The organism is Paenibacillus oryzisoli (genome assembly GCF_050467285.1).
GTDB classification, from domain to species: domain Bacteria; phylum Bacillota; class Bacilli; order Paenibacillales; family NBRC-103111; genus Paenibacillus_E; species Paenibacillus_E oryzisoli_A.
In genome coordinates, this window is the sequence record NZ_JBCMUN010000008.1 from 1 (window position 1) to 21,001 (window position 21,001).

Below are 21,001 nucleotides of genomic sequence, written 5' to 3' on the forward strand. Positions count from 1 at the left end.
GCGCATGGGCGCAGCTCGCGGCCGAGCACCGCGAGCGTGCGCAGGCGCTGCGCGCCCAGCTGGCGCAGCTGGCAGCGAAGCTGCAGGGCCGCTCGCTGAGCGCGGCCGACTGGGCGCAGTCGCAGGAGCAGCTGCGCTCAGCGAAAGCGGCCGCCGAGGCCGCGCTGGAAGCGCGGGCGGCGGCTGCGCAGGGCGCGAGTGAGCTGGCCGTGCGGCACGCCCGCTGGGGCGAGCTCGAAGTGCAGCGCGTAGAGCTCGCTGCGCAGTTGGAGCGGCTTGGTAAGCTGCAAGCCGTGCTCAAGGCGAACGCCTTCGTTGAGTACCTCGCCGAAGAGCAGCTCATGCAAGTGAGCCGCGCGGCGTCCGAGCGGCTCGGCGAACTGACGCGCCGCCGGTACGGAATCGAAGTCGATTCCGGCGGCGGGTTCGTCATTCGCGACGATGCGAATGGCGGCGTGAAGCGCCCGGTGAGCACACTCTCCGGCGGTGAAACGTTCCTGACATCGCTGGCGCTGGCGCTGGCGCTGTCCGCGCAAATTCAGCTGAAGGGCGAGTATCCGCTCGAATTTTTCTTTTTGGATGAAGGATTCGGCACACTCGATCAGGAACTGCTGGATATGGTGATCGGTGCGCTGGAGAGGCTGCATACGGACAGACTGGCGGTGGGCGTCATCTCGCACGTGCCTGAGTTACGGGCCAGACTTGTACGCAAATTAATCGTTGAGCCTGCCGAACCGTCGGGCCGTGGGAGCCGGATCGTCGTGGAGGAGCTGTAGCCGGACGATACAGATTCACTTGTGCGCCGCTCCTCCGTTAGAGGTCTTCGCAGCAGTTTCCGGACCATCCGACATGTGTAGCATCTTCTCTCCAAGGTGAGTGGCTGTATAGCCATTCGCCTTTTTTGCGATTCTGCCGATGGGGTAGGTGAAGGAGGAGACGAGGGGGCGGGGATGGACATACACTGAACCATCGCAAAGAAAGGGGAGTGTGTATGGCAACGTTTCATGAAGCGCTTCGGCATAAAAAGCGGATCTCCCATACGCTGCTGAAAAGACCTGAGGTCACCGCCATTGGAGTCGGCTACGTGGATCCGAAAAAGCCCGCTCTAGGGGCAAGTGTCATCGTGTATACCCAGAAGAAAATCGTGCCATCGAGCATGAATAGTCTTCGGACGGTTGCTGCACAAGCGGGCGCGACGTCTGCAATACCCGTTCGATTTGTCGCTTCCGGCACATTCAATTCCCATAGCCTGGTTGTTCGCCCCAAGCTTTTTAAGCCGGTCTCGTTCCGTTCGCGAGTTCGTCCGGTCCCCGGCGGCGTCAGCATCGGGAAGTCAGACCCGGCCGCTACCGGCACCGGTGGTCTGATTGTAACTAAAAACAATCAGCTATTCGTGCTCAGCAATAATCATGTGCTGATCAAAGACAATTCGCCAGCGTTTTCCGCAACACTTCAGCCGGGACCGGCAGACGGGGGCACAGTCGCGCGCGATCGTATTGGCAGAGCGTATCAATACGTCCCGCTGCGGGCAAGAGTGTTGAATTATCAAGATACAGCGCTCGCTGTCGCTTCCAATCGGCTGCTGAATCCACGTTATCAAGTGTCCTCCTTAGGGAGACTGATCACGGTGCCAGGGCACTTGCTCACGTATTCGGTTGGCACGCAACTGATGAAGGCCGGACGGACAACAGGGTTGGTCAGAGGGACGGTTGAAGCCAATAATGTGGATGTACGTGTCTCCTACGGGGGGAGGCTCGGCACTCTATTGTTCCGCAATCAATCGGTCATTCGCGGCAATAACGGTCCTGTCTCGTTGCCTGGTGATTCCGGTTCCGTCTGGCTGCGCGCAAGCGACCGGTATGCCGCTGCGCTTAATTTCGCCGGTACGCCCGACGGTATGCGCTCGATCAGCAATCCGATCGGCCTCATTATGGCGACATATGGCATTCGGGTTGCCGTCCCTGTGGCAGGCGGAGGCTTCAAAGCCGGCGATGTACGGGGCTCGTTACGGGCGGGTAACTCCTCGGCGGTACAGTCGTTGTCCGAAAAGCAAAACAAGCGGATACGCGTCCTTTTTGTAAAGGCGGTCAGATAATTCGCTGTACGGACTTTGCTCGGCTTAGCCCATCGCGGGGGAAGCGTAGATTTCATCGAAAGAATTGGGCATGCTCAGCTGGAATTTCTCCCGTTGGTATTTCAAGTAATGACTGTATTGCGCAGCTGAACTGGTAAACCTCCAGCACATTCGAGCCTTTTTGCTGATTATCTGAGATTTCGCTTGAATGTGATGGAGAAATTCCAGTTCAGCCCTTTTATTTGCCCGAAAAGCCTAAAATGAACAGGAGCTATTCCAGTTCAGTCGGACCGTCTTCCGCAACCCATCCTGCTTTCTCCACAAACAAGCTCCCCCTGATTCATCGGGATATCCATCAAAATCATCCATCCCTCGCACTATCGATAGCCTCAGCATCGCCCCGTGCTCCCCCACAAACAAGCGCCCCCTGATTCATCGGGATACCATCAAAAGCATCCATCCCTCGCTCTATCGACCAGCCTCAGCCCCACCCCGTGCTCCCCCACAAACAAGCTCCTCCTGAGTCATCGGGATACCCCTCAAAAAGCTTCTCCTCCCGACACCTCCTCGCCAACCATTAGCTCCTCCCCTCCAACTCCGCTTTTTTCGTCAATTTCTGCTACTTTTTGCATCTCTTTGCGTATCAATCATAGCAATCGTATATGAGAGCAGGGGGGCTTTAGATTGAACGTACATAAAAAACGGCTCACCATCACCGTTCTGGCAGCCAGTCTTCTAGGAGCAAGCATGGTAAGTGTACCGGCGGGGGTGCGTGCAGACGTCGTATGGGACCATTGGCAGCAGGCCGAGGCGCTGGTTAACCAAGGGAACTCCGCCGGCGCTGTGCCGCACTGGAAGTACCTTGTCGATCATTACGCCAGCACAGGCGAGTGGGAGAATGCCGCACTTTTCTGCGGGAAGCTGGACAGCTATTACGATGCGGCTGGGCAGTACGACGATGCGATTTACTATTATGAGCTTGAAAATACGTACTGGGTCCGTGCTGGCAGAGACTGGGGCGCAGTGAAGCTCCAACGCGCCGATCAAATACGGACGACTGTGGAGCTGTACCGGACGGAGAAGGACCCGGCGGTCTTTCAGGCGCGCTCGCTGCCTGACAAAGGAAAGTTAGCCAAGTTCGAGCCAGCCTACGGCACATACATTGGTTTATATTCCGAACAGGACCCGCAAGTCGGGAATATCTTTACTAAAGCGGAATCCGTGTATGGGAAAAAGCACGCGATCTATCTCGCCTACGCGCACTGGGGGCAAAGCTTCCCGGATACGTACGCGAGAAGGGCAAAAGAAGCCGGAGGCGCGCTGCAAATCGCCTGGGAGCCGGACGACGGTTTGGACCCAGTAACCGATGGCACATATTTACGTAGTTGGGCGAAACAAGCCAAAGAAGCCGGCATCCCGATTTTCCTGCGTTTTGCCGGGGAAATGAACGGCAATTGGGTGAAATGGCACGGCAATCCGACCCAATACATTGAGAAATTCCGGATGCTGCACGATGTATTTGCCACGGAAGCGCCGAACGTTGCTATGGTATGGAGCCCCGGCGACGTGCCGGCGAACGATATTGACCCGTACTACCCGGGTGATGCGTATGTGGATTGGGTTGGCGTTAGCTTGTACATCGAACCGTATGAGAATGGCGATCCGTCGCTTCCGTCCATGCTCGCGACCAGCAATGTCGAGCGGCTGAATCGGTTGTACAACACGTATGCCGATCGCAAGCCGCTCATGTTGAGTGAGACGGGGGTTCCGCATTATTCGCATTCGGCCGATGAGGATTTTACCGAGTGGGCGAAGCTGAATTTGCAGCGCTTATACGAGATTATGCCTTACAAGTACCCGCGGCTTAAAGCGATCACGTATTTTAACGTCGATCAGCAAATGTCGAACGCGAAGAACGATTACTCTCTGTCCGACTCTGCCGACATCAAGAGCTACTACCGTCAATTGATTGCGAATCCATACTTGCTCTCCAAAGTGGAGGATGGCGCCAAGCCAGCAGGCGACACAGGCTACATGCCGATCGATGCCGATAATCATGTGTTCGAGAAAATGACGCGCATCACGCCTTTCGTGAAAATTCCGGATGTGTACATCGGAAAAATCGATTATGTGCTCAATGGCCGCACGATTGCGTCGCAATCCAGCTTGCCTTATGGGCTTGACCTTAAAGCGGGCGAAGTGCCGGAAGGTTCCGTTCTGCAAATTCGGATTTCTAACAAAGAAGGTCAGCAAGTGTCGCTGCGCACGTTCGGACTTTCCTCACAAGTTGCCGTGGAACTGGACGGAAAAGCTTTGAAGTTTGAACAGCCGCCGGTCATTAAGGATGGCTCGACGCTCACGCCGCTGCGCGCGATTTTCGAGGCGATGGGGGCGAAGGTCGATTACGACGCGGCGACGCGCTCCGTGACCGCGACAAAAGGCTCCACAACGGCCAAACTCACGCTGGATTCCACCACGGTCTATGTGAACGGTGAAAAGAAAGAGTTAGAAGTGCCAGCCACGCTTGTGGGCGGCTACACGTTGGCCCCGGCGAGATTCGTCGGGGAGACGTTCGGTGGTACGGTGGGCTGGGATGGCGGTACACGCACTGTCACGATAAAACGCTAGTTCATCATAAAAAAGCTTCACAAGCGAGACCTCGGTCTGCTCGTGAAGCTTTTTTCGTTTATGATTCGCACAGCCAGGCAAAATCTCAGGCTCGCCTTAAATATGCTGCAGCATTTGCTCGATTTCCTGCGTGATACCGAGCGCCGCGGAGCGGGCGCTGGAGAAGGCGCGTTCTGCGAGTTCGCCTTTGCCTTGGCAGCCGTCGCCGCAGAAGTAGAACGGGATGTTCTCTACGCGCGTTGGCAGAAGCGTATTGGAGGCGATGTTTTTCACACTGGACACCATCGCTTTTTTCGAAACCCGCTTAACAGCTGTCACATCGCGCCAGCCTGGGTAGTGCTGGTCAAACAGGTTTTCCATTTGCGACGTTTTTTGCTCTAGGTATGATTTGCGTTCTGCTTCGTTTTCGAAGTTGTCGCTGAGGTACGCGATGCCTTGAAGCAGCTGTCCGCCTTCAGGAACGAGCGTGTGATCGGTAGCGGACACGTCGCTGATGAACATTTTGTTGTCCATGTCGCTGATGTAGCTGAACGGCCGAGCCACGACTTGGCTGAGCCCGACGTCGTACACCATGACTTCCGTCGCGGTGTTGCCTTCATATGGAGCCAGGAACGGCTCCCAGGCTGTGCCTTTGAGCAGTTTCACAACCTGCTGCACCGGCATGGCAAAAATGACTTTATCAAACGCCATCTCGCGGTTTTTCGTTTGCAGAATGAACTGGCGGTCTGCGTACCGAAGGCTGTCGACCCCTTCCTGCAGGGCGATTTCCCAGCTGCCGCTTGCAACCATCTTCTGTTTAAGCTGATTCGTGATAACAGCCCAGCTGCCCAAAATATAGTTCACCGGCTTGCTCGAGAGGAACAAATTGTGATAATACTCGCTGATAACAGCGCCGGACACTTTCCGCGCATCCTCCGGCGTAATAAAGAAGTTCGAGCACACGAGATGCTCCCAGAGCTCTTTCACGTCTTCGTCCGCATTGGATTCCGCCAAATAGTCGGCCAGCGTCGGATAGTTTTTGAGATTATGGATGTTGGCGATAATTGCGGCGATTTCCCCGACAAAACGCACTTTTTGAGCGGTGTTAAGCAAGTCCGTTTTCAGCAGGTTGATCGCATCGAGCGGAGCCGTCGTGATCTGGCCATGCTTGGCGTATACGACCTTGCGCTTGTCGACTTGCTTGGAAGAGAAGGAAAGACTTAATTCTTTTTCCATGGACGAAATGGTATGGCGGTCGATGCCATAAATCGCATGCGCGCCGTAATTGAGCGTAAAGCCTGCTTTTTCATAAGTAAAAGCACGCCCGCCGAGTTGAGGACTCCGTTCAAACAACGTGCCTTGGATGTGTGGATTGTCAGAGAGATACGCGGCCGCTGTGAGTCCAGCTAAGCCTCCGCCGATAATAGCTACTTTCATGGTGTGTGCCTCCTTGGAAACTGGATCGACCTGCAGGGCGGCAGACGGCTCGCTCGCGCGAAGCCCACCCCATAGCCAGGTCAAGTTGTTCGTCATCATCGTGAGTAGATTGGCATTGTCTTGCGAGCACCAGGTTCGAATCGTTCCCGTGTACATGCACACGAGCAAATCAATTTTATGAGGCTCCGGCAGCCAGTGGAGCAAGCTTTGGGATAATTGCGTCATCAGCCGCTGTTCCTCGGTTTTGACCGCATCGCTTTGTAAAGATAAAGCTTGCAGACTGCGGACGAGCCGGGGGGAACTGTGGAAATTGGACGCAAGGTCTAAAAAAAGTCGATTGATGTGTCCCTCGAGCGATTGCACCTTAGAGGGAGGCTGTTTGACCCAATCTTGAATCAATCCCAATTGCTTGGTGTACAGAGCTGAGATAATGGCGTCTTTACTTTTAAAATAGTGGTAAAATGTCCCTTTCGACGTCCCCGTAGCCGCGATAATATCATCGACGGAGACATTCTCATAGCCTTGCGTCATAAACATGCCCAAGGCCGTTTCCATCATGATATCACGCTTTTTGCGAGTGGAAGCCCTCATGAACTGACTCATCCGCTCACTCCATTCACGTACGATTTGATTCTATTATATGCCAAATTAGACTGACGGTCTATGTTTAAAATTGACCACTGTCTAAAATGGGTTTCCGAATAAATCGTCTAAACGATTCTTTCCCGTGTCCGCCTTCCTCGCGGCGTCTATACTAGAGATAGAATCTAGGAGCGAAAGGATGAAAAGCGTCATTGAATTTACTTGAATTGGGTTGGAGTTCATTTTTTGAAGAGTCATTTCAGCGTTATAAAGTGGGCGAAACGGTCGTTGCCGGGCGGGTGTGCCTGGAACATAAGCATATGTACCGCGTTATTACGGAATCCGGCGAGCTGTTGGCTGAAATTTCAGGCAAAATGCGCCATCTGGCCGAGCGCCGGGAAGATTACCCCGCTGTCGGAGACTGGGTGGTACTTTCGGTTCGGCCGGGCGAGCAGCGCGCCATGATCCATGCCGTGCTTCCTCGTAAAAGCAAGTTCTCCCGCAAAGTTGCAGGGCAAGTCACCGAGGAGCAGATTGTGGCGACGAATGTGGATACCGTTTTCCTAGTATCTGCACTTAACCAGGATTTTAATGTTCGGCGAATTGAGCGTTATCTCGTCATGGCTTGGGAAAGCGGGGCGAATCCCGTAATCATTCTAAGCAAGGCTGACTTGTGTGCGGAGCCCGAGCGTTTGGCGAGTGAGGTTGCTGACGTAGCGATCGGCGTGCCGATTCATATTATTTCCTCTGCGGTGAATCGCGGCCTGGAGGCGCTTGCCAGCTATATGACCCAAGGACATACGGTAGCATTACTAGGATCTTCCGGTGTTGGAAAATCGACGTTGGTGAATCGTATTTATGGAAAAGAAATTTTGGCGACCGGCGATATACGCGAAGGCGATGATAAAGGAAAGCACACGACGACGCACCGCGAGCTTATTATGCTGCCGGACGGCGGTATTCTGATCGATACTCCCGGAATGCGGGAGCTGCAGCTCTGGGGCGCCGCGGAGGGACTCAGCACGTCATTCCAGGACGTTGAAGCGCTGGCGGAGATGTGCTTTTATCAGGACTGCCGGCACGGTTCGGAGCCCAAATGCGCAGTCAAAGCCGCCCTGGCGGATGGATCGTTGGATCAGGACCGCTATCAGAGCTATGTCAAACTCCAGAAGGAGTTGGCTTATTTGGCCCGCAAGGAAGACAAGGGACTGCAAGCGGCAGAAAAAGCCAAATGGAAAAAAATCCACCAGTCGCTTAAAAATCAGCCCCACCGCTAACACTAAGAGTGGTATTGTGATCACGATTTGCTGGAATGGATTTTTGAAGCTCTTTTCGATACAATAAGTGTAAATGAACTTACTATGTCGGGGGGACTTACAGATCTATGACAGATTGTGTGTTTTGTAAAATCGTTGCAGGCGACTTGCCTTCCAAGAAAGTCTATGAAGATGATGATATGCTAGCTTTTCATGATATTCAGCCTGCGGCGCCAATTCATATTTTAATTATTCCCAAGCGTCACTTTGCTTCTCTGTCAGCAGGCGAAGAGCAGGATTGGCCGGTTGTGGGCCAAATGCAGCGTGTTGCCGCGCAAATCGCGAAAGAACTCGGTGTCGAAGAATCCGGTTATCGGGTAATTACGAACATTGGCGCGAATGCAGGGCAAATTGTTCATCATCTTCATTACCATTTGATGGCGGGAGCCAGATTGGCTCCACTTGGCGTGCACAACTAAATCCGCCAAGGAAACATCAGGATTGCGATTGACACCCCCAATTCTATCGCCTATAATGAGATTTGATAACCGATGACTTAGATGGTCTGTTCGGAGGGAGGGAAAACAGTTGTCAGAAACTCGAGTTCGTAAGAATGAAACTATAGATGCTGCACTTCGTCGCTTTAAGCGTTCCATCGCTAAGGACGGCGTTCTTGCAGAAGTAAAGAAACGTAAACACTATGACAAGCCCAGCGTTAAGCGTAAGCTTAAATCTGAGGCAGCTCGCAAGAGAAAGTTCTAGGAGGCAACATGAGCTTAGCCGATCGATTGAACGAAGATATGAAGCAAGCTATGAAGAGTCAGGACAAGTTTAAGCTCTCTGTAATTCGAATGGTGCGATCTACGATTAAGAATTCTGAGATCGATCTGAAAAGATCCCTAGACGACAATGAAGTGCTTGAAGTTCTAACTCGTGAAATCAAACAGCGTAAGGATTCCCTCCAAGAATTTACGAAGGCGGGTCGTGACGACCTGGCCGACAACCTGAAGACAGAGCTTGCTATTCTAGCTGAGTACATGCCGCAACAGCTTTCTGAGGAAGAAGTGAAAGCCATTGTACAGCAGACCATCCAGCAAATTGGGGCTTCTTCCAAAGCGGATATGGGCAAAGTCATGACAGCACTCATGCCACAGGTTAAAGGACGCGCTGATGGAAAAGTTGTGAATCAGTTAGTTCAACAATTATTAGGGTAATACTCCATATGAATTGAGAAAGCCGAGAGGAATGCATACGTTCCGCTCGGTTTTTTGTTTTTTTTGCCGAAAAACGAAACAGATCGCGGATTCGCTCGTACATACAGGTGAGACACTAATGGAGCTTTCCGAAAAGCACTTAATTTCGGAAAGTCTCCTAAGTTATGTGGGGAAGGAGAGATGGTTATGGGCGTAGACAGCTTGGCCGCTTTTCTTACACACCCGGTCACTGCGACCGTGCTCCTTATGGTAGGGATTATCGGCATCGCGCTGGAATTGCTGTTCTTCAGTTCAGGATTGCTAGCGCTTGCAGGCGTGGCGGGTTTTGCTTTGTATTTTCTCGGGTTTTACCTTGCGGGATTTACGGGGTTTGGCGATTTAGCCGTCTTTGGTTTGGGGCTGGTCCTGCTTATTTTGGAGCTGGTCGTGCCGAGCTTCGGCATTTTGAGTGTGCTGGGTGCCATTTGTCTGTTCGGCGGGGTAATCATGGCTTCATCCGATCCGTCAGAAGCGATGGTTATGCTGGGCGTTGCGCTGCTGGTTGCCATTGTCGTGCTCGCGTTTGCAATCAAGAGGTTTCAACATCGCGGCGTGTGGAACCGTTTCATTCTACGGGAGCAATTGACAGAGAGCAAAGGCTTTACGTCACAACCGGACTATTCGTATCTGGTCGGGCGGACGGGTGAAGCGATAACGCCGCTGCGGCCCGCAGGCATGGCGATGATTCAAGGGGAACGTGTCGATGTTGTCACGGACGGCAGCTTTATCCCGGCTGGGCAAGCGGTTGCCGTGACGCATGTGGAAGGCGTTCGTGTCGTTGTGAAAGCGGCGACAACGGAAAATAACGGATAGGAGGTCATATTGACCATGACAATTGAACCAGGTTTGTATTTCATTTTATTAGTGGCGGTCATCATTGTTGCGTTGGCGATTTTGCTCAGCGTGGTGCCGGTGATGCTGTGGATTTCCGCGCTCGCGTCAGGCGTGCGCATCAGTATTATTACACTCATCGCGATGCGTTTGCGTCGGGTTACACCAAGCCGCATCGTGAATCCGATGATTAAGGCGACGAAGGCGGGACTTGATCTCAGCATCAATCAGCTTGAGAGTCATTTTCTCGCCGGCGGTAATGTCGATCGCGTTGTAAATGCTTTGATTGCGGCGCACCGCGCCAAAATTCATCTGGAATTCGAACGCGCCGCGGCGATTGATCTTGCGGGACGCGACGTGCTGCAAGCGGTGCAAATGAGCGTTAACCCGCGGGTTATTGAGACGCCGAACGTATCGGCCGTGGCGAAGAACGGGATTGAGGTTAAAGTTATTGCGCGTGTGACGGTGCGTGCGAATATTGACCGACTCGTCGGCGGTGCCGGCGAGGAGACGATTATTGCCCGTGTCGGCGAAGGTATCGTAACGACAGTCGGCTCCAGTGAGTCGCACAAAGACGTGTTGGAGAATCCGGACTTGATCTCACGTACGGTGCTGGGCAAAGGGCTTGATGCCGGTACGGCGTTCGAGATTTTATCCATTGATATTGCGGATGTGGATGTCGGCAAAAATATCGGGGCGCACTTGCAAACCGAGCAAGCGGAAGCGGATAAGCGCATTGCCCAGGCAAAGGCGGAAGAGCGCCGCGCGATGGCGGTAGCCGCCGAGCAGGAGATGAAGGCGAAGGTCGTTGAGATGCGCGCCAAAGTGGTGGAGTCGGAATCGGCGGTGCCGCTCGCAATGGCGGATGCGCTGCGCGCCGGACAAATCGGCGTGATGGATTATATGAATTTGAAAAATATCGATGCGGATACGCAAATGCGTTCTTCCCTAGGCAAATTGAACGACGGCAAGCCGGAGAAGGAATAAAAAGCTGAGGTGATCCTATGGAACAGCTTATTCTGTTTCTCTTGAAAAATTGGTATATTGTCTTGATCGCTTTGACGTTCCTGTACCAAGTGAACAAACGCAAACAAGGCGCCAAGGGAAGCGGCGCCCCAAAAACCGGGATGCCGACGTTTGGCAGCGGCGCCAGAGGCCCTGCACAGCCGGCTCCTGCGAAGCGAGCGCCGCAGAAGGCCGCAGCCGCGGCAAGGCCTAAAGCGCCTGCGAGCGGCGCATATGCGCACGCTGAGGACGATGCGTACGCGGTGAAGCCGCCGAAGTCGGCTAAAGCATCGCCGTTTGGCGCATCGCCGCAAGCCGCAGGCGAATCGTCCGTCTACGCGGGCGATCTGACGGCCGCTCTGCCTTTTCCGGCGGAGCCGAAGCCGGAACAGGTACTGCAAGGCGTCGTGTGGGCGGAAATTTTGGGCCCGCCGCGCGCAAAAAAACCATATCGGAGATAAGCAGCCACACGTGGCGTATCTCCTCTCCAAGCGGAAGCGGGCGCAAAGCGCCTGCCTCCGCTTTTTTATGGCCCGTTCTCTCATAATTCAGCCGATTGCCGCATAATTTGGTAAAAAGTCTATGCGCCTTTTCGTAGATATGATCTTCGAACCAGAGGGGGTACTGCCCAGCTATGCGTCGCTTGACCCGCAAATGGAACCAGTTCACGGCTAAGCTCCTTGATCTGCCACAGGACGTTGTACAAGATTTGCCGCGGATTACGATGATTGGCAACGTACAGCTGTATGTCGAGAATCATCGGGGGGTACTTCATTTTTCCAGTGAATATTTGAAGCTTGAATTGACGAAAGGCACGCTGGAAGTGACCGGCAAGCAGCTCGTAATTCGGGCTATTTTATCCGAAGAAGTGTTTATTGAAGGCATGATTGACGATGTGAAGTATGTGCCATAGGTGTGAGATGAGATATTTGGAGGCTGAGTCATGAAACAATCGCTATTCATTGCCAGACTGCGAGGTTATGTCCGCATTCACATCCGCGGCAGAGACTGTGAACGGCTGATTCAACCGCTCGTCAAAGACGGTTTTTCCATTTGGGATATTACACAGACGCAGGATGGGAAGCTGGAACTCAACATCCTGATTAAGGATTTCTTCCGCCTTCGGCCGCTGCTCAAGCGGACAGGCTGCCGGGTGCACGTCCTGGCGCGGTATGGGCTGCCTTTTTTCATGGAAAGAGTGTCGCGCCGCAAAGTGTTTTTTATCGGACTTATTGCTTCCGTTCTTGCGCTGTACATCTTAACATCTTTGGTCTGGAAAGTCAGTGTGGACGGGAATGACCGCATCACGGAGGCTGAGGTTCTGGAGGCTGCGTCGAAGCAGGGCATTCATCAGTTTCAGTGGAAATTCCGTCTGCCGAAAGCGGAGGTGCTGTCGAAGGGCATTCAAGCGCAGCTGCCGGGCGCGGCATGGGTAGGGGTCGACATCCGCGGAACGCACATTACGATCAAGGTTGTGGAAGCGACGGTGCCGGATAAGAAACCGCTGTCCTCTCCGCGGAATCTGGTGGCGAGCAAGAGTGCTTTGGTCACGGAGATTCAATCCAAGAAGGGCCGGCCTATCGTGAAGCCGAATACGTACGTTCGCAAAGGGGACGTGCTCATCTCTGGCGTGATCGGGGACGAGCAGAACAGTCAGACGGTGGTGGCGGACGGTACGGTGAAGGGCGTGGTGTGGTATACTTCGCATATTGAAGTGCCGCTGAGCAAGCAGTATCGGGTGTACACCGGTGAAACGGAAACGCGCAATTACTTTGTGCTCGGCTCGAAGGCTCTGCAGGTGAGTGGGTACGGCAAGCTGCCGTATACCCATTACGAGACGATTCCGGAGCGTAAGTCGCTGGCATGGCGAAGCTGGTCGCTTCCGCTCGGATGGCTACACGAGAAGATCATGGAGGTTCATGTGATCGAAGAGCCGGTGGAGGCTGCGCAGGCGAAAAAGACAGGTCTCGAGCAGGCGAGAGCGAAATTATTGAAGGCGGCGGGCGAGAGCGCCAGGCTGGTCGGAGAAAAAATTTTGCATGAAAAAACAGAGAATGGTAAAATTTATATAGACGTTCATTTTGAGGTCGAAGAGAACATTGCCATCGAACAACCAATTGTGACACAAGGAGAATGAGGCCTGTTGATTGACAATCCGCAATCTGTGAAAATGACTTTGAAAAATCCTGCCGAAGGACTAGCTCTATTTGGCCCGCAAGACAAATTTCTGCATACGATTGAAAAAGAGTTTGACGCCCAAATTTATACGCGCGAAGCGGAAATAACGATACAAGGGAGGGCTGCGGAAGTGAACTCACTTCAGCAGCTCTTTGAAGTTCTTCTGCAGCTTGTTCGGGGCAACTATACGCTGACGGAGCGGGATATTCACTATGCGATCGAGCTGGCCAAGCAGATGAAGGCCGACGAACTGCTGGAGCTGTTCAAAGGCGAGATCGCCACGACGCATAAAGGGAAGCCGATTCGCGTCAAAACGATCGGTCAGCGCAAATATGTCGACACGATTAAAAAGAAAGACATCGTCTTCGGCGTCGGTCCTGCAGGGACTGGAAAAACTTACCTGGCCGTCGTGTTGGCGGTAACCCGACTGAAAGAAGGCGCTGTCAAACGAATTGTTTTGACGAGGCCTGCTGTCGAAGCGGGCGAAAGCTTGGGCTTTTTGCCGGGCGATTTGCAGGAAAAAGTTGACCCTTATTTGCGCCCATTGTATGATGCTCTTAACGATGTGCTTGGCCCTGAGCAAGTGGCTAAGGCGCTCGAACGCGGGCTGATCGAGATTGCGCCGCTAGCCTACATGCGCGGACGGACGCTCGACGACTCGTTTATTATTTTGGATGAAGCGCAGAACACAACGCCGGAACAGATGAAGATGTTCCTGACCCGTCTCGGCTTCGGTTCGAAGATGGTCATTACCGGCGACGTGACGCAAATCGATTTGCCGCGCGGGAAGTCTTCGGGACTTGTCGAAGCGAATCGGATTTTGAACGGGATTGAGGAAATCGGGTTTATCTATTTTGATGAACAGGATGTTGTCCGTCATTCTCTGGTTCAGAAAATCATCGTCGCGTACCAGGCAGAATCAGATAAGTAATTATCGGTAAAGGACTGGCGAGATAGAGAGGAATGAACCTCCGCAATGAAAAATGAAGTGCAGATGAAAGGCAAATTTCATTACCGTCTGAGCGGCTGGAAGTATAGTACGGCCTTGAGGGTGATTTTGTTTCTCCTGCTGGGGCTGATCTTCTATACGTCACTTTATGCCAAGCTCGTGCCGCAAGTTTACGATATTCAGTTAGGAACGAAGAGTGAGAAAACGATTTACGCCCCGAGGCAGATCGAGAACGCAGTCGCCACGGAGCAGGCCAAAGAGGACGCCGCCAAGCGCGTCCAGCCCGTGTATCGCATCGTCAATTTGAAGAACGACGTCATGCTAGATGCTATTTTCGATAAATTACTTCAAATTAATTCCGATGACGAAGTGAAATTCGACGATAAAGTGAGCATTTTCCGCACGGTCATCCCCCAGATGCTGTCGGATTTGCAAAGTCAGGCGATCAAGTCGTTATCGATCAGTGGTCAATATAACGACCTGCTCCTGGAGCAGATTCAGAAAGGTCTCGCGGATCAAAGCTATCCGCTACCGGAGGAAGCGTACTTCAAGCTGCCGCGGCTGACGAAGGAAGATCTGGCGGATATGCGCCCGGTCGCGAAGGATATTGTCGCGAAGCTGATGAACGATCAGGTGTTGGATGCGCAAACCGCACGTGCCAAAGTGGCAGAGCTGGTCAATACGTCGAAACTGACGAAAACGCTCTCTCGCGAAATGGTGACGGAAATTGCCAGGACGCTGATTACGCCGAATAAGTTCTTCGACCAGAAGGGCACGGACGACGCGAAAGGACAGGCGCGCGAGAATACGAAGCCGATCTATATTAACAAAAACGATGTGCTCGTGAAGGCCGGCGATGTGATCACCGAGGAAATTTATGCTCGGCTTGATAAGCTGGAGCTGCTGAAAGACAAGGCGAACCACTTGCCGCAGCTGGGGCTGGGCATTCTTGCGGCGCTGCTGTCATTCGTCGTTTTCATGTTCATTAAGCAAAGCAAGCTGCAGCTTGCGTACAATAATACGCAGCTGCTAATGCTCGTCTTGATTTATGTCATCAACATTTTGGGGATGAAAATCATTTCCATTATCCAAAATGTGGAGTACCCCTTTGTCGGTTATTTAGCGCCGGCGGCGCTGGGCAGCATTCTGATTGCGATCCTGCTCGATGCCCCGCTTGCGTTCATTTCCTCCGTTATTTTCTCGCTGATGTCGAGCATTATTTTCAATACGGAGCATGAACAATTATTCGATTTCAAATACGGCTTGGTCACGCTCGTGATCTGCTTTAGCGCGGTGTTTACGATTCAACGGGCGAGCCAACGCGCCACCATCTTGAAAGCGGGCTTTATGATCGCCTTCTTCTCGATGCTAACGATTACTTCCATTCTGCTGATGGAGGATCACTTCCAGCAGCGCGAGGTGCTGTTCTCCCTCGCTTTCGCCGCGGCGGGCGGGATTATCACAGTCGTGTTCGTGATCGGACTGCTGCCGTTCTTCGAGACGGCGTTCGGCATTCTTTCGCCGCTCAAGCTGGTGGAGCTGTCGAACCCGAACCATCCGCTGCTGCGCAAGCTGCTGACGGAAACGCCGGGCACGTACCATCACAGCGTGATGGTCGGCAATTTGTCCGAAGCGGCCGCCGAGTCAATTGGAGCCGACGGGCTGCTGTGCCGCGTCGGGTCGTATTACCACGACATCGGCAAGACGAGAAGGCCTAGCTATTTCATCGAGAATCAGACGAATATCGAGAACCCGCACGATCGCATCGATCCGAATCTGAGCAAATCTATCATCATCGCGCACCCGCGGGACGGCGTGGAGATGCTCAAAGATTTCAAGATGCCGAAGGCGATCCGCGATATTGCCGAACAGCATCACGGCACGACATTGCTTCATTATTTTTATCATAAAGCGAAGAAGCTCGCTGAAGAGGAGAACAGCGACAAGCAGGTGCGCGAAGAAGATTTCCGCTATCCCGGGCCGAAGGCGCAGTCGAAGGAGGCCGCCATCGTCGGCATCGCCGACAGTGTCGAAGCTGCTGTGCGCTCGCTACGCAACCCGACGCTGGAGCAAATCGATTCGATGGTCACGAAGATTATTAAATCCCGTTTGGATGACGGGCAGTTTAATGAGTGCGATTTGACCTTGAAAGAGCTGGATATCATCGCAAAGACGCTTAATGAAACGCTTCTGGGTATTTTCCATTCCCGGATCGAATATCCGAGCGAAGTGGCGCCGAAGAAGAACGATTAGAAAGGGCGGGACGAACATGGCAAGTGAAGATTTAACGTTGGTGTGGAGCTCGGAGCAGGAAGTACAGGATATTTCCCCGGCCTTTATTGCGAAGCTGGAAGAGCTCCTGGACATGGCTGGCGAGCTGGAAGGCGTAGCCGTTGGGGAAGTTGCATTGACGTTCGTCGACGACGAGACGATTCAAGAATTGAATAAGCAATACCGCGGCTTGGATAAGCCGACCGATGTGCTGTCGTTCGCCATGAGCGAATTCGGCGAGGACGAGCTGCAGATTCAGTACGAAGATGGGGCTGACGATGAGGCTGCGGAAGATGGCGAAGCGGATTCGGAAGCGTTCATCGAGCCGCTTGGCGATATCATCATTTCCGTGCCGCGCGCGATTGCGCAGGCCGAAGAGTACGGACATTCCGTGGACCGGGAGCTTGGCTTCCTGTTCGTGCACGGTTTTCTCCACTTGATTGGCTATGACCATCAGACGGAAGAAGAAGAGAAAGCAATGTTTGCGAAGCAGGAAGCGATCTTGCAAAAGGCAGGCTTGACGCGCTAATGTCGGGCTTTCGGAAATGGCGCAGAAGCTTCCGCTACGCTTATGAAGGAATTAAGTACGCACTGGATACGCAACGCAACATGAAATTTCATTTTTGTGTTGCGTTTCTTGTTCTTTTTGCGGCGCTGTTCATTCATTTGTCCAAGACGGATATTTTGTTCATCCTGCTCGCCGTGACGTTAATGATTGTGACAGAGCTGATCAATACCGCAGTGGAAAAAGCCGTCGATCTGGCGATGCCGGATCAGCATCCGCTCGCCAAAATTGCAAAGGACGTCGCCGCGGCGTCCGTTTTGGTGTCAGCCGGCTTCGCCGTCGTGGTGGGCTTGATCGTTTTTTTCGATCCCATTGACAAGTGGCTGCGCCACATGCGTACGCACGACACGCCGCTCACGGCGGGGACGATCTGGATTCTGATCGCGCTTGTTGTGCTGACGGTTATCGTGATCGAGACCCGATTCTCCGATAAAGGGAAGCTGGTGCGCCCGAGTCTCTTGACGGCGATTGCGTTCGCCATTTCGACGGTCATTCTCGTTTTCGTCTCCTTGACGATCGTGGCGCTGCTTGCGTATTTGCTTTCGATTCTCGTTTTTGCAGTGCTGTATGATAAAAAGACGAGACCATTTCCGGCACTTTTCTTGGGTGCGCTAATCGGCGTTGTCGTCACGCTGCTCGCTTTTGCCTGCTTAAACATGATATAACTAAATGATACAGATAAGGTGGACGTCTATGATGATGGAAGCAGAAAAGCTCATTGGGTTCGCCAAAGAAGCGATGAAACGCGCATATACGCCTTATTCGCATTTTCAGGTCGGCGCCGCACTGCTGGACGCGAACGGTCAGGTGCACCTCGGCTGCAATGTCGAGAATGCTGCATACGGGCCGACGAACTGCGCGGAACGCACTGCGCTGTTTCGCGCCGTCGCGGATGGCCATGCGAAAGGATCTTTTCAAGCGATCGCCGTTGTGGGCGACACAGAAGGTCCGATTTCGCCTTGCGGGGTATGCCGGCAGGTGCTCATTGAATTATGCGAGCCGGATATGCCCGTCTTTTTGAGCAATTTGAAGGGCAATGTGTATGAAACGACAGTGTCTGCACTGCTGCCCGGGGCGTTTACAACGAAAGATTTACATGCAAACGGAGGATAAACGGAAGTGACCAAAACAGCATTCAAATCCGGCTTTGTCGCAATTATCGGACGGCCGAACGTCGGCAAATCTACGCTGATGAACCAAATTATCGGGCAAAAGATTGCGATTATGTCGGATAAGCCGCAAACGACCCGTAATAAAATTCATGGCGTCTATACGTCGGGCAGCGGCCAGATCGTGTTTTTGGATACGCCAGGGATTCATAAGCCGACGTCCAAGCTCGGCGATTATATGAGCAAAGTAGCCCATGGCACGCTTGGCGAGGTGGACGCCGTGATGTTCCTTGTGGACGTGGCGGATGGTATCGGCGGCGGGGACCGCTATATTATCGAGCAGCTCAAGCATGTGACGACGCCGGTCTTCCTCGTACTGAACAAAATCGATCTCGTTCAGCCAGAAAAATTGTTTGAAGTCATTGTACAGTATAAAGATTTGTACAACTTTGCAGAGGTCGTTCCGGTTTCCGCGCTGAAGGGCAACAATGTCACGACTTTGCTCGAGCAAATTATTCGTTACTTGCCGGAAGGGCCGCAATACTATCCTGCTGATCAGATAACGGATCATCCGGAGCAATTCGTCTGCGCGGAACTGGTGCGTGAGAAAATTTTGCATCTGACGCGGGAGGAAATTCCGCATTCCATAGCGGTGCAAATTGAAGATATGCGCGTGGAAGCGAACGGCGTTGTGCATATTTCCGCCGTGATTTTCGTGGAGCGCGAATCACAGAAGGGCATTGTTATCGGCAAGCAGGGCAGCCTGCTCAAAGAAATCGGCAAGCAAGCCCGCCGCGACATCGAGACGCTGCTCGGCTCCAAGACGTTTCTGGAGTTATGGGTGAAAGTGAAGAAAGACTGGCGAAATCAGGATCGCGTGCTGAAAGATCTAGGTTTCCGTCACGATTAACGCGCAGTTCCCTGAGAGTACCAATTGCGATGTCGCATAGTGTGCAGCGGACTGTGCATCCTATGAACATCACGTTCGATGAGGAGGATGCTGAACATGAAAGATTTTTCGTGGACGTATTTTTCAAAGACCGGTGATGTGGACGCCTATCTGCTGTACAAGCAAGTTACGGGAGAACCTGGCATGGACGCCGAGGTTGCCAAAGAAGATCAATCGAATGAAGAGCCGTTTGACGGCCTGAGCAACTGAGGTTGAGGCAGGCTTAACGGGCAGCTCGATCATGGGGGAAACGTTGTGCTGCAGAGCGTTCAGGGAATTGTGATTCGTACGATGGATCACGGAGAGGGCAATAAAATCGTTCGCTTATTCACCCCCGAGCTGGGGAAGGTTAGTGTTATGGCTCGGGGGGCGAAGAAGGTGAAAAGCAAGCATGCCGCCGTCACGCAGCTGTTCACGTACGGCGATTTTGTTTTTTTTAAGCAGCGCGGCCAAATGGGCTCTTTGAATGGAGCGGAAATCACCCACGCGCATCATGCGCTGAGGGAAGACTTACATAAATCGGCTTATGCCTCCTACTTAACGGAAATGACGGATCGGATGTTCGGCGACGACGAGGGTGGCCATTATTTTTTCGAGCAGCTCCGTGCGGGTCTTGCTGCAATTGAAGAGGGCAAGGATATGCAAATCGTCGTTCATCTCTATGAAATGAAAATGTTCGACCTCGCCGGCTATTTGCCGGTGACGGATAGCTGTGTGTCGTGCGGCGGGACGGACGGCATCATTTCTTTCAGCCCCGCTTTGGGCGGGCTGCTCTGCATGCGGTGCCGCCACAAAGATCCTTCGGCCATTGCCGTTGGGGAAGGGGCACAGAAGCTGCTCAGACTGTTTCCGCGTATGGATATGCGCAGACTTGGTAGCGTTCAAGTGAAAGAAGAAACGAAACAACAGTTGAAAACATGCATGCGAACTTACATGGATACGCACATCGGTGTGCATTGGAAGGCAAGAGGATTTATCGAACAAATGGAGAAGTATAACATTTAGGATTTCACATGCAAAAGCTCTTGAAATCGCCTCGCCTTTATGCTGCCTGCAAATCGGTGAGGTTTTTCTCGTGCGGGAAGGTGGTAGATGTTCATGACGCAGCCGCAGCCAACTCGGGTGTATGTGGTTTCCGATTCCGTCGGCGAAACGGGGGAATCGGTTGTTCGCGCCGCCGCGATGCAGTTTCATCCGGCGCCTGTTGAGATTGTGCGAGCGCCGTTTGTACACGATTTTGACGCGATTGATAAAGTCATTAGCGCAATTCGGGTGCATGGCGGCATTGTCGTCTTTACGCTGGTCGTTCCCGAACTCAGGGACGACCTCATCTCGAAAGCCAAGCAATACGATATTCCTTACATTGATTTGTTAGGCCCTGTCGTGACTGCGCTAGGCAATGTGCTGCACCAGGAACCGCGCAGACAGCCCGGTATGATTCATCCCCTGGATGAAGATTATTTTAAAAAGGTAGAAGCGATCGAATTCGCGGTGAAGTATGACGATGGACGCGATTTCAGCGGCATTCAAAAGGCGGACATCATTTTACTAGGCGTCTCCCGAACGTCCAAAACGCCGCTTTCGATGTATTTGGCCCATAAGCGTCTAAAAGTAGCCAATGTGCCGCTCGTTCCGGAAATGCAGCCGCCAGCGGCGATTTACACCGTGCCCAGTGATAAAATCATCGGCCTGCGCATTGACCCGGATAAGCTCAATGTGATTCGCCAGGAAAGACTGCGCACGCTAGGCCTTGCAGAAAATGCAACCTATGCGAATGTGGAACGTATAAAACTAGAACTGGATTTTGCAGACAAAATCATGAACCGGATCGGCTGTGTCGTTTTCGACGTATCCAACCGTGCCGTCGAAGAAACGGCGAGTCTAATTCTGGATCACATCGAACATGTGCAGTAACGTTTTATGATCGGTTTTGCA

22 protein-coding genes are annotated in these 21,001 nt (G+C 52.9%); 21 read left to right on the forward strand and 1 reads right to left on the reverse strand.

What is annotated here, in order from left to right; translation table 11 throughout:
• From ABE504_RS15175 to ABE504_RS15185, 3 genes are all read left to right on the forward strand, one after another.
• A partial coding sequence (locus tag ABE504_RS15175; protein ID WP_430089963.1) for an SbcC/MukB-like Walker B domain-containing protein occupies positions 1–776 on the forward strand: 776 nt, incomplete at its 5' end.
• 215 nt (positions 777–991) lie between these two features.
• Entirely contained in the window at positions 992–2,095 is a 1,104-nt protein-coding gene (locus ABE504_RS15180; RefSeq protein ID WP_430089966.1) for a hypothetical protein, read from the forward strand.
• A 663-nt stretch (positions 2,096–2,758) separates the two neighbouring features.
• Complete coding sequence (locus ABE504_RS15185) at positions 2,759–4,702, forward strand: stalk domain-containing protein (protein WP_430089968.1); 1,944 nt, start codon at positions 2,759–2,761, stop codon at positions 4,700–4,702.
• A 96-nt stretch (positions 4,703–4,798) separates the two neighbouring features.
• Here the strand turns inward: ABE504_RS15185 and ABE504_RS15190 are convergent, their stop codons facing one another.
• Positions 4,799–6,721 carry an FAD-dependent oxidoreductase gene (locus tag ABE504_RS15190; protein WP_430089971.1) on the reverse strand — a complete coding sequence of 641 codons (1,923 nt, stop codon included), beginning with the start codon at positions 6,719–6,721 and terminating at the stop codon, positions 4,799–4,801.
• Between the two features lie 191 nt (positions 6,722–6,912).
• Between ABE504_RS15190 and rsgA the strand changes: the two genes are divergently transcribed.
• The 18 genes from rsgA to ABE504_RS15280 all read left to right on the forward strand — a co-directional run bounded on the left by rsgA (position 6,913) and on the right by ABE504_RS15280 (position 20,980).
• Entirely contained in the window at positions 6,913–7,977 is a 1,065-nt protein-coding gene (gene rsgA / locus ABE504_RS15195; protein WP_430089974.1) for a ribosome small subunit-dependent GTPase A, read from the forward strand.
• A 107-nt stretch (positions 7,978–8,084) separates the two neighbouring features.
• Positions 8,085–8,435: a histidine triad nucleotide-binding protein gene (locus ABE504_RS15200; protein ID WP_430089977.1), complete on the forward strand. Its 351-nt coding sequence runs from the start codon at positions 8,085–8,087 to the stop codon at positions 8,433–8,435.
• Between the two features lie 109 nt (positions 8,436–8,544).
• Positions 8,545–8,718, forward strand: a complete 174-nt coding sequence (rpsU, locus tag ABE504_RS15205) for a 30S ribosomal protein S21 (protein ID WP_028558020.1) — start codon at positions 8,545–8,547, stop codon at positions 8,716–8,718.
• A gap of 8 nt (positions 8,719–8,726) precedes the next feature.
• On the forward strand, positions 8,727–9,170 hold the full coding sequence (locus ABE504_RS15210; RefSeq protein WP_430089980.1) for a GatB/YqeY domain-containing protein: 444 nt from the start codon (positions 8,727–8,729) through the stop codon (positions 9,168–9,170).
• A gap of 186 nt (positions 9,171–9,356) precedes the next feature.
• Positions 9,357–10,022 (forward strand): NfeD family protein, encoded by a 666-nt coding sequence (locus ABE504_RS15215; RefSeq protein ID WP_430089983.1) that lies wholly within the window; start codon positions 9,357–9,359, stop codon positions 10,020–10,022.
• A 15-nt stretch (positions 10,023–10,037) separates the two neighbouring features.
• Positions 10,038–11,027 (forward strand): flotillin-like protein FloA, encoded by a 990-nt coding sequence (gene floA / locus ABE504_RS15220; RefSeq protein WP_430079919.1) that lies wholly within the window; start codon positions 10,038–10,040, stop codon positions 11,025–11,027.
• A 17-nt stretch (positions 11,028–11,044) separates the two neighbouring features.
• Positions 11,045–11,506 carry a hypothetical protein gene (locus ABE504_RS15225; protein WP_430089986.1) on the forward strand — a complete coding sequence of 154 codons (462 nt, stop codon included), beginning with the start codon at positions 11,045–11,047 and terminating at the stop codon, positions 11,504–11,506.
• Positions 11,507–11,679: 173 nt separating this feature from the next.
• A complete protein-coding gene (yqfC, locus tag ABE504_RS15230) occupies positions 11,680–11,958 on the forward strand; it encodes a sporulation protein YqfC (RefSeq protein ID WP_430089989.1) in 279 nt (92 codons plus the stop codon).
• Positions 11,959–11,988: 30 nt separating this feature from the next.
• Positions 11,989–13,182, forward strand: a complete 1,194-nt coding sequence (gene yqfD, locus ABE504_RS15235; RefSeq protein ID WP_430089991.1) for a sporulation protein YqfD — start codon at positions 11,989–11,991, stop codon at positions 13,180–13,182.
• 33 nt (positions 13,183–13,215) lie between these two features.
• Positions 13,216–14,154 carry a PhoH family protein gene (locus ABE504_RS15240; protein ID WP_430090041.1) on the forward strand — a complete coding sequence of 313 codons (939 nt, stop codon included), beginning with the start codon at positions 13,216–13,218 and terminating at the stop codon, positions 14,152–14,154.
• Positions 14,155–14,199: 45 nt separating this feature from the next.
• Positions 14,200–16,425: an HD family phosphohydrolase gene (locus ABE504_RS15245; protein WP_430089994.1), complete on the forward strand. Its 2,226-nt coding sequence runs from the start codon at positions 14,200–14,202 to the stop codon at positions 16,423–16,425.
• Positions 16,426–16,441: 16 nt separating this feature from the next.
• Positions 16,442–16,972, forward strand: a complete 531-nt coding sequence (gene ybeY / locus ABE504_RS15250; RefSeq protein ID WP_430089997.1) for an rRNA maturation RNase YbeY — start codon at positions 16,442–16,444, stop codon at positions 16,970–16,972.
• A complete protein-coding gene (locus ABE504_RS15255; protein ID WP_430090000.1) occupies positions 16,972–17,673 on the forward strand; it encodes a diacylglycerol kinase in 702 nt (233 codons plus the stop codon). The genes ybeY and ABE504_RS15255 overlap by 1 nt, the downstream gene beginning before the upstream one ends.
• A gap of 34 nt (positions 17,674–17,707) precedes the next feature.
• Complete coding sequence (locus ABE504_RS15260; RefSeq protein ID WP_430090044.1) at positions 17,708–18,121, forward strand: cytidine deaminase; 414 nt, start codon at positions 17,708–17,710, stop codon at positions 18,119–18,121.
• A 6-nt stretch (positions 18,122–18,127) separates the two neighbouring features.
• Complete coding sequence (gene era / locus ABE504_RS15265) at positions 18,128–19,027, forward strand: GTPase Era (RefSeq protein WP_430090003.1); 900 nt, start codon at positions 18,128–18,130, stop codon at positions 19,025–19,027.
• Between the two features lie 96 nt (positions 19,028–19,123).
• Positions 19,124–19,276, forward strand: a complete 153-nt coding sequence (locus tag ABE504_RS15270) for a YqzL family protein (RefSeq protein ID WP_430090005.1) — start codon at positions 19,124–19,126, stop codon at positions 19,274–19,276.
• A gap of 45 nt (positions 19,277–19,321) precedes the next feature.
• Positions 19,322–20,071 (forward strand): DNA repair protein RecO, encoded by a 750-nt coding sequence (gene recO, locus ABE504_RS15275; RefSeq protein WP_430090008.1) that lies wholly within the window; start codon positions 19,322–19,324, stop codon positions 20,069–20,071.
• 93 nt (positions 20,072–20,164) lie between these two features.
• Complete coding sequence (locus tag ABE504_RS15280) at positions 20,165–20,980, forward strand: pyruvate, water dikinase regulatory protein (protein ID WP_430090011.1); 816 nt, start codon at positions 20,165–20,167, stop codon at positions 20,978–20,980.
• Positions 20,981–21,001: the final 21 nt, after the last annotated feature.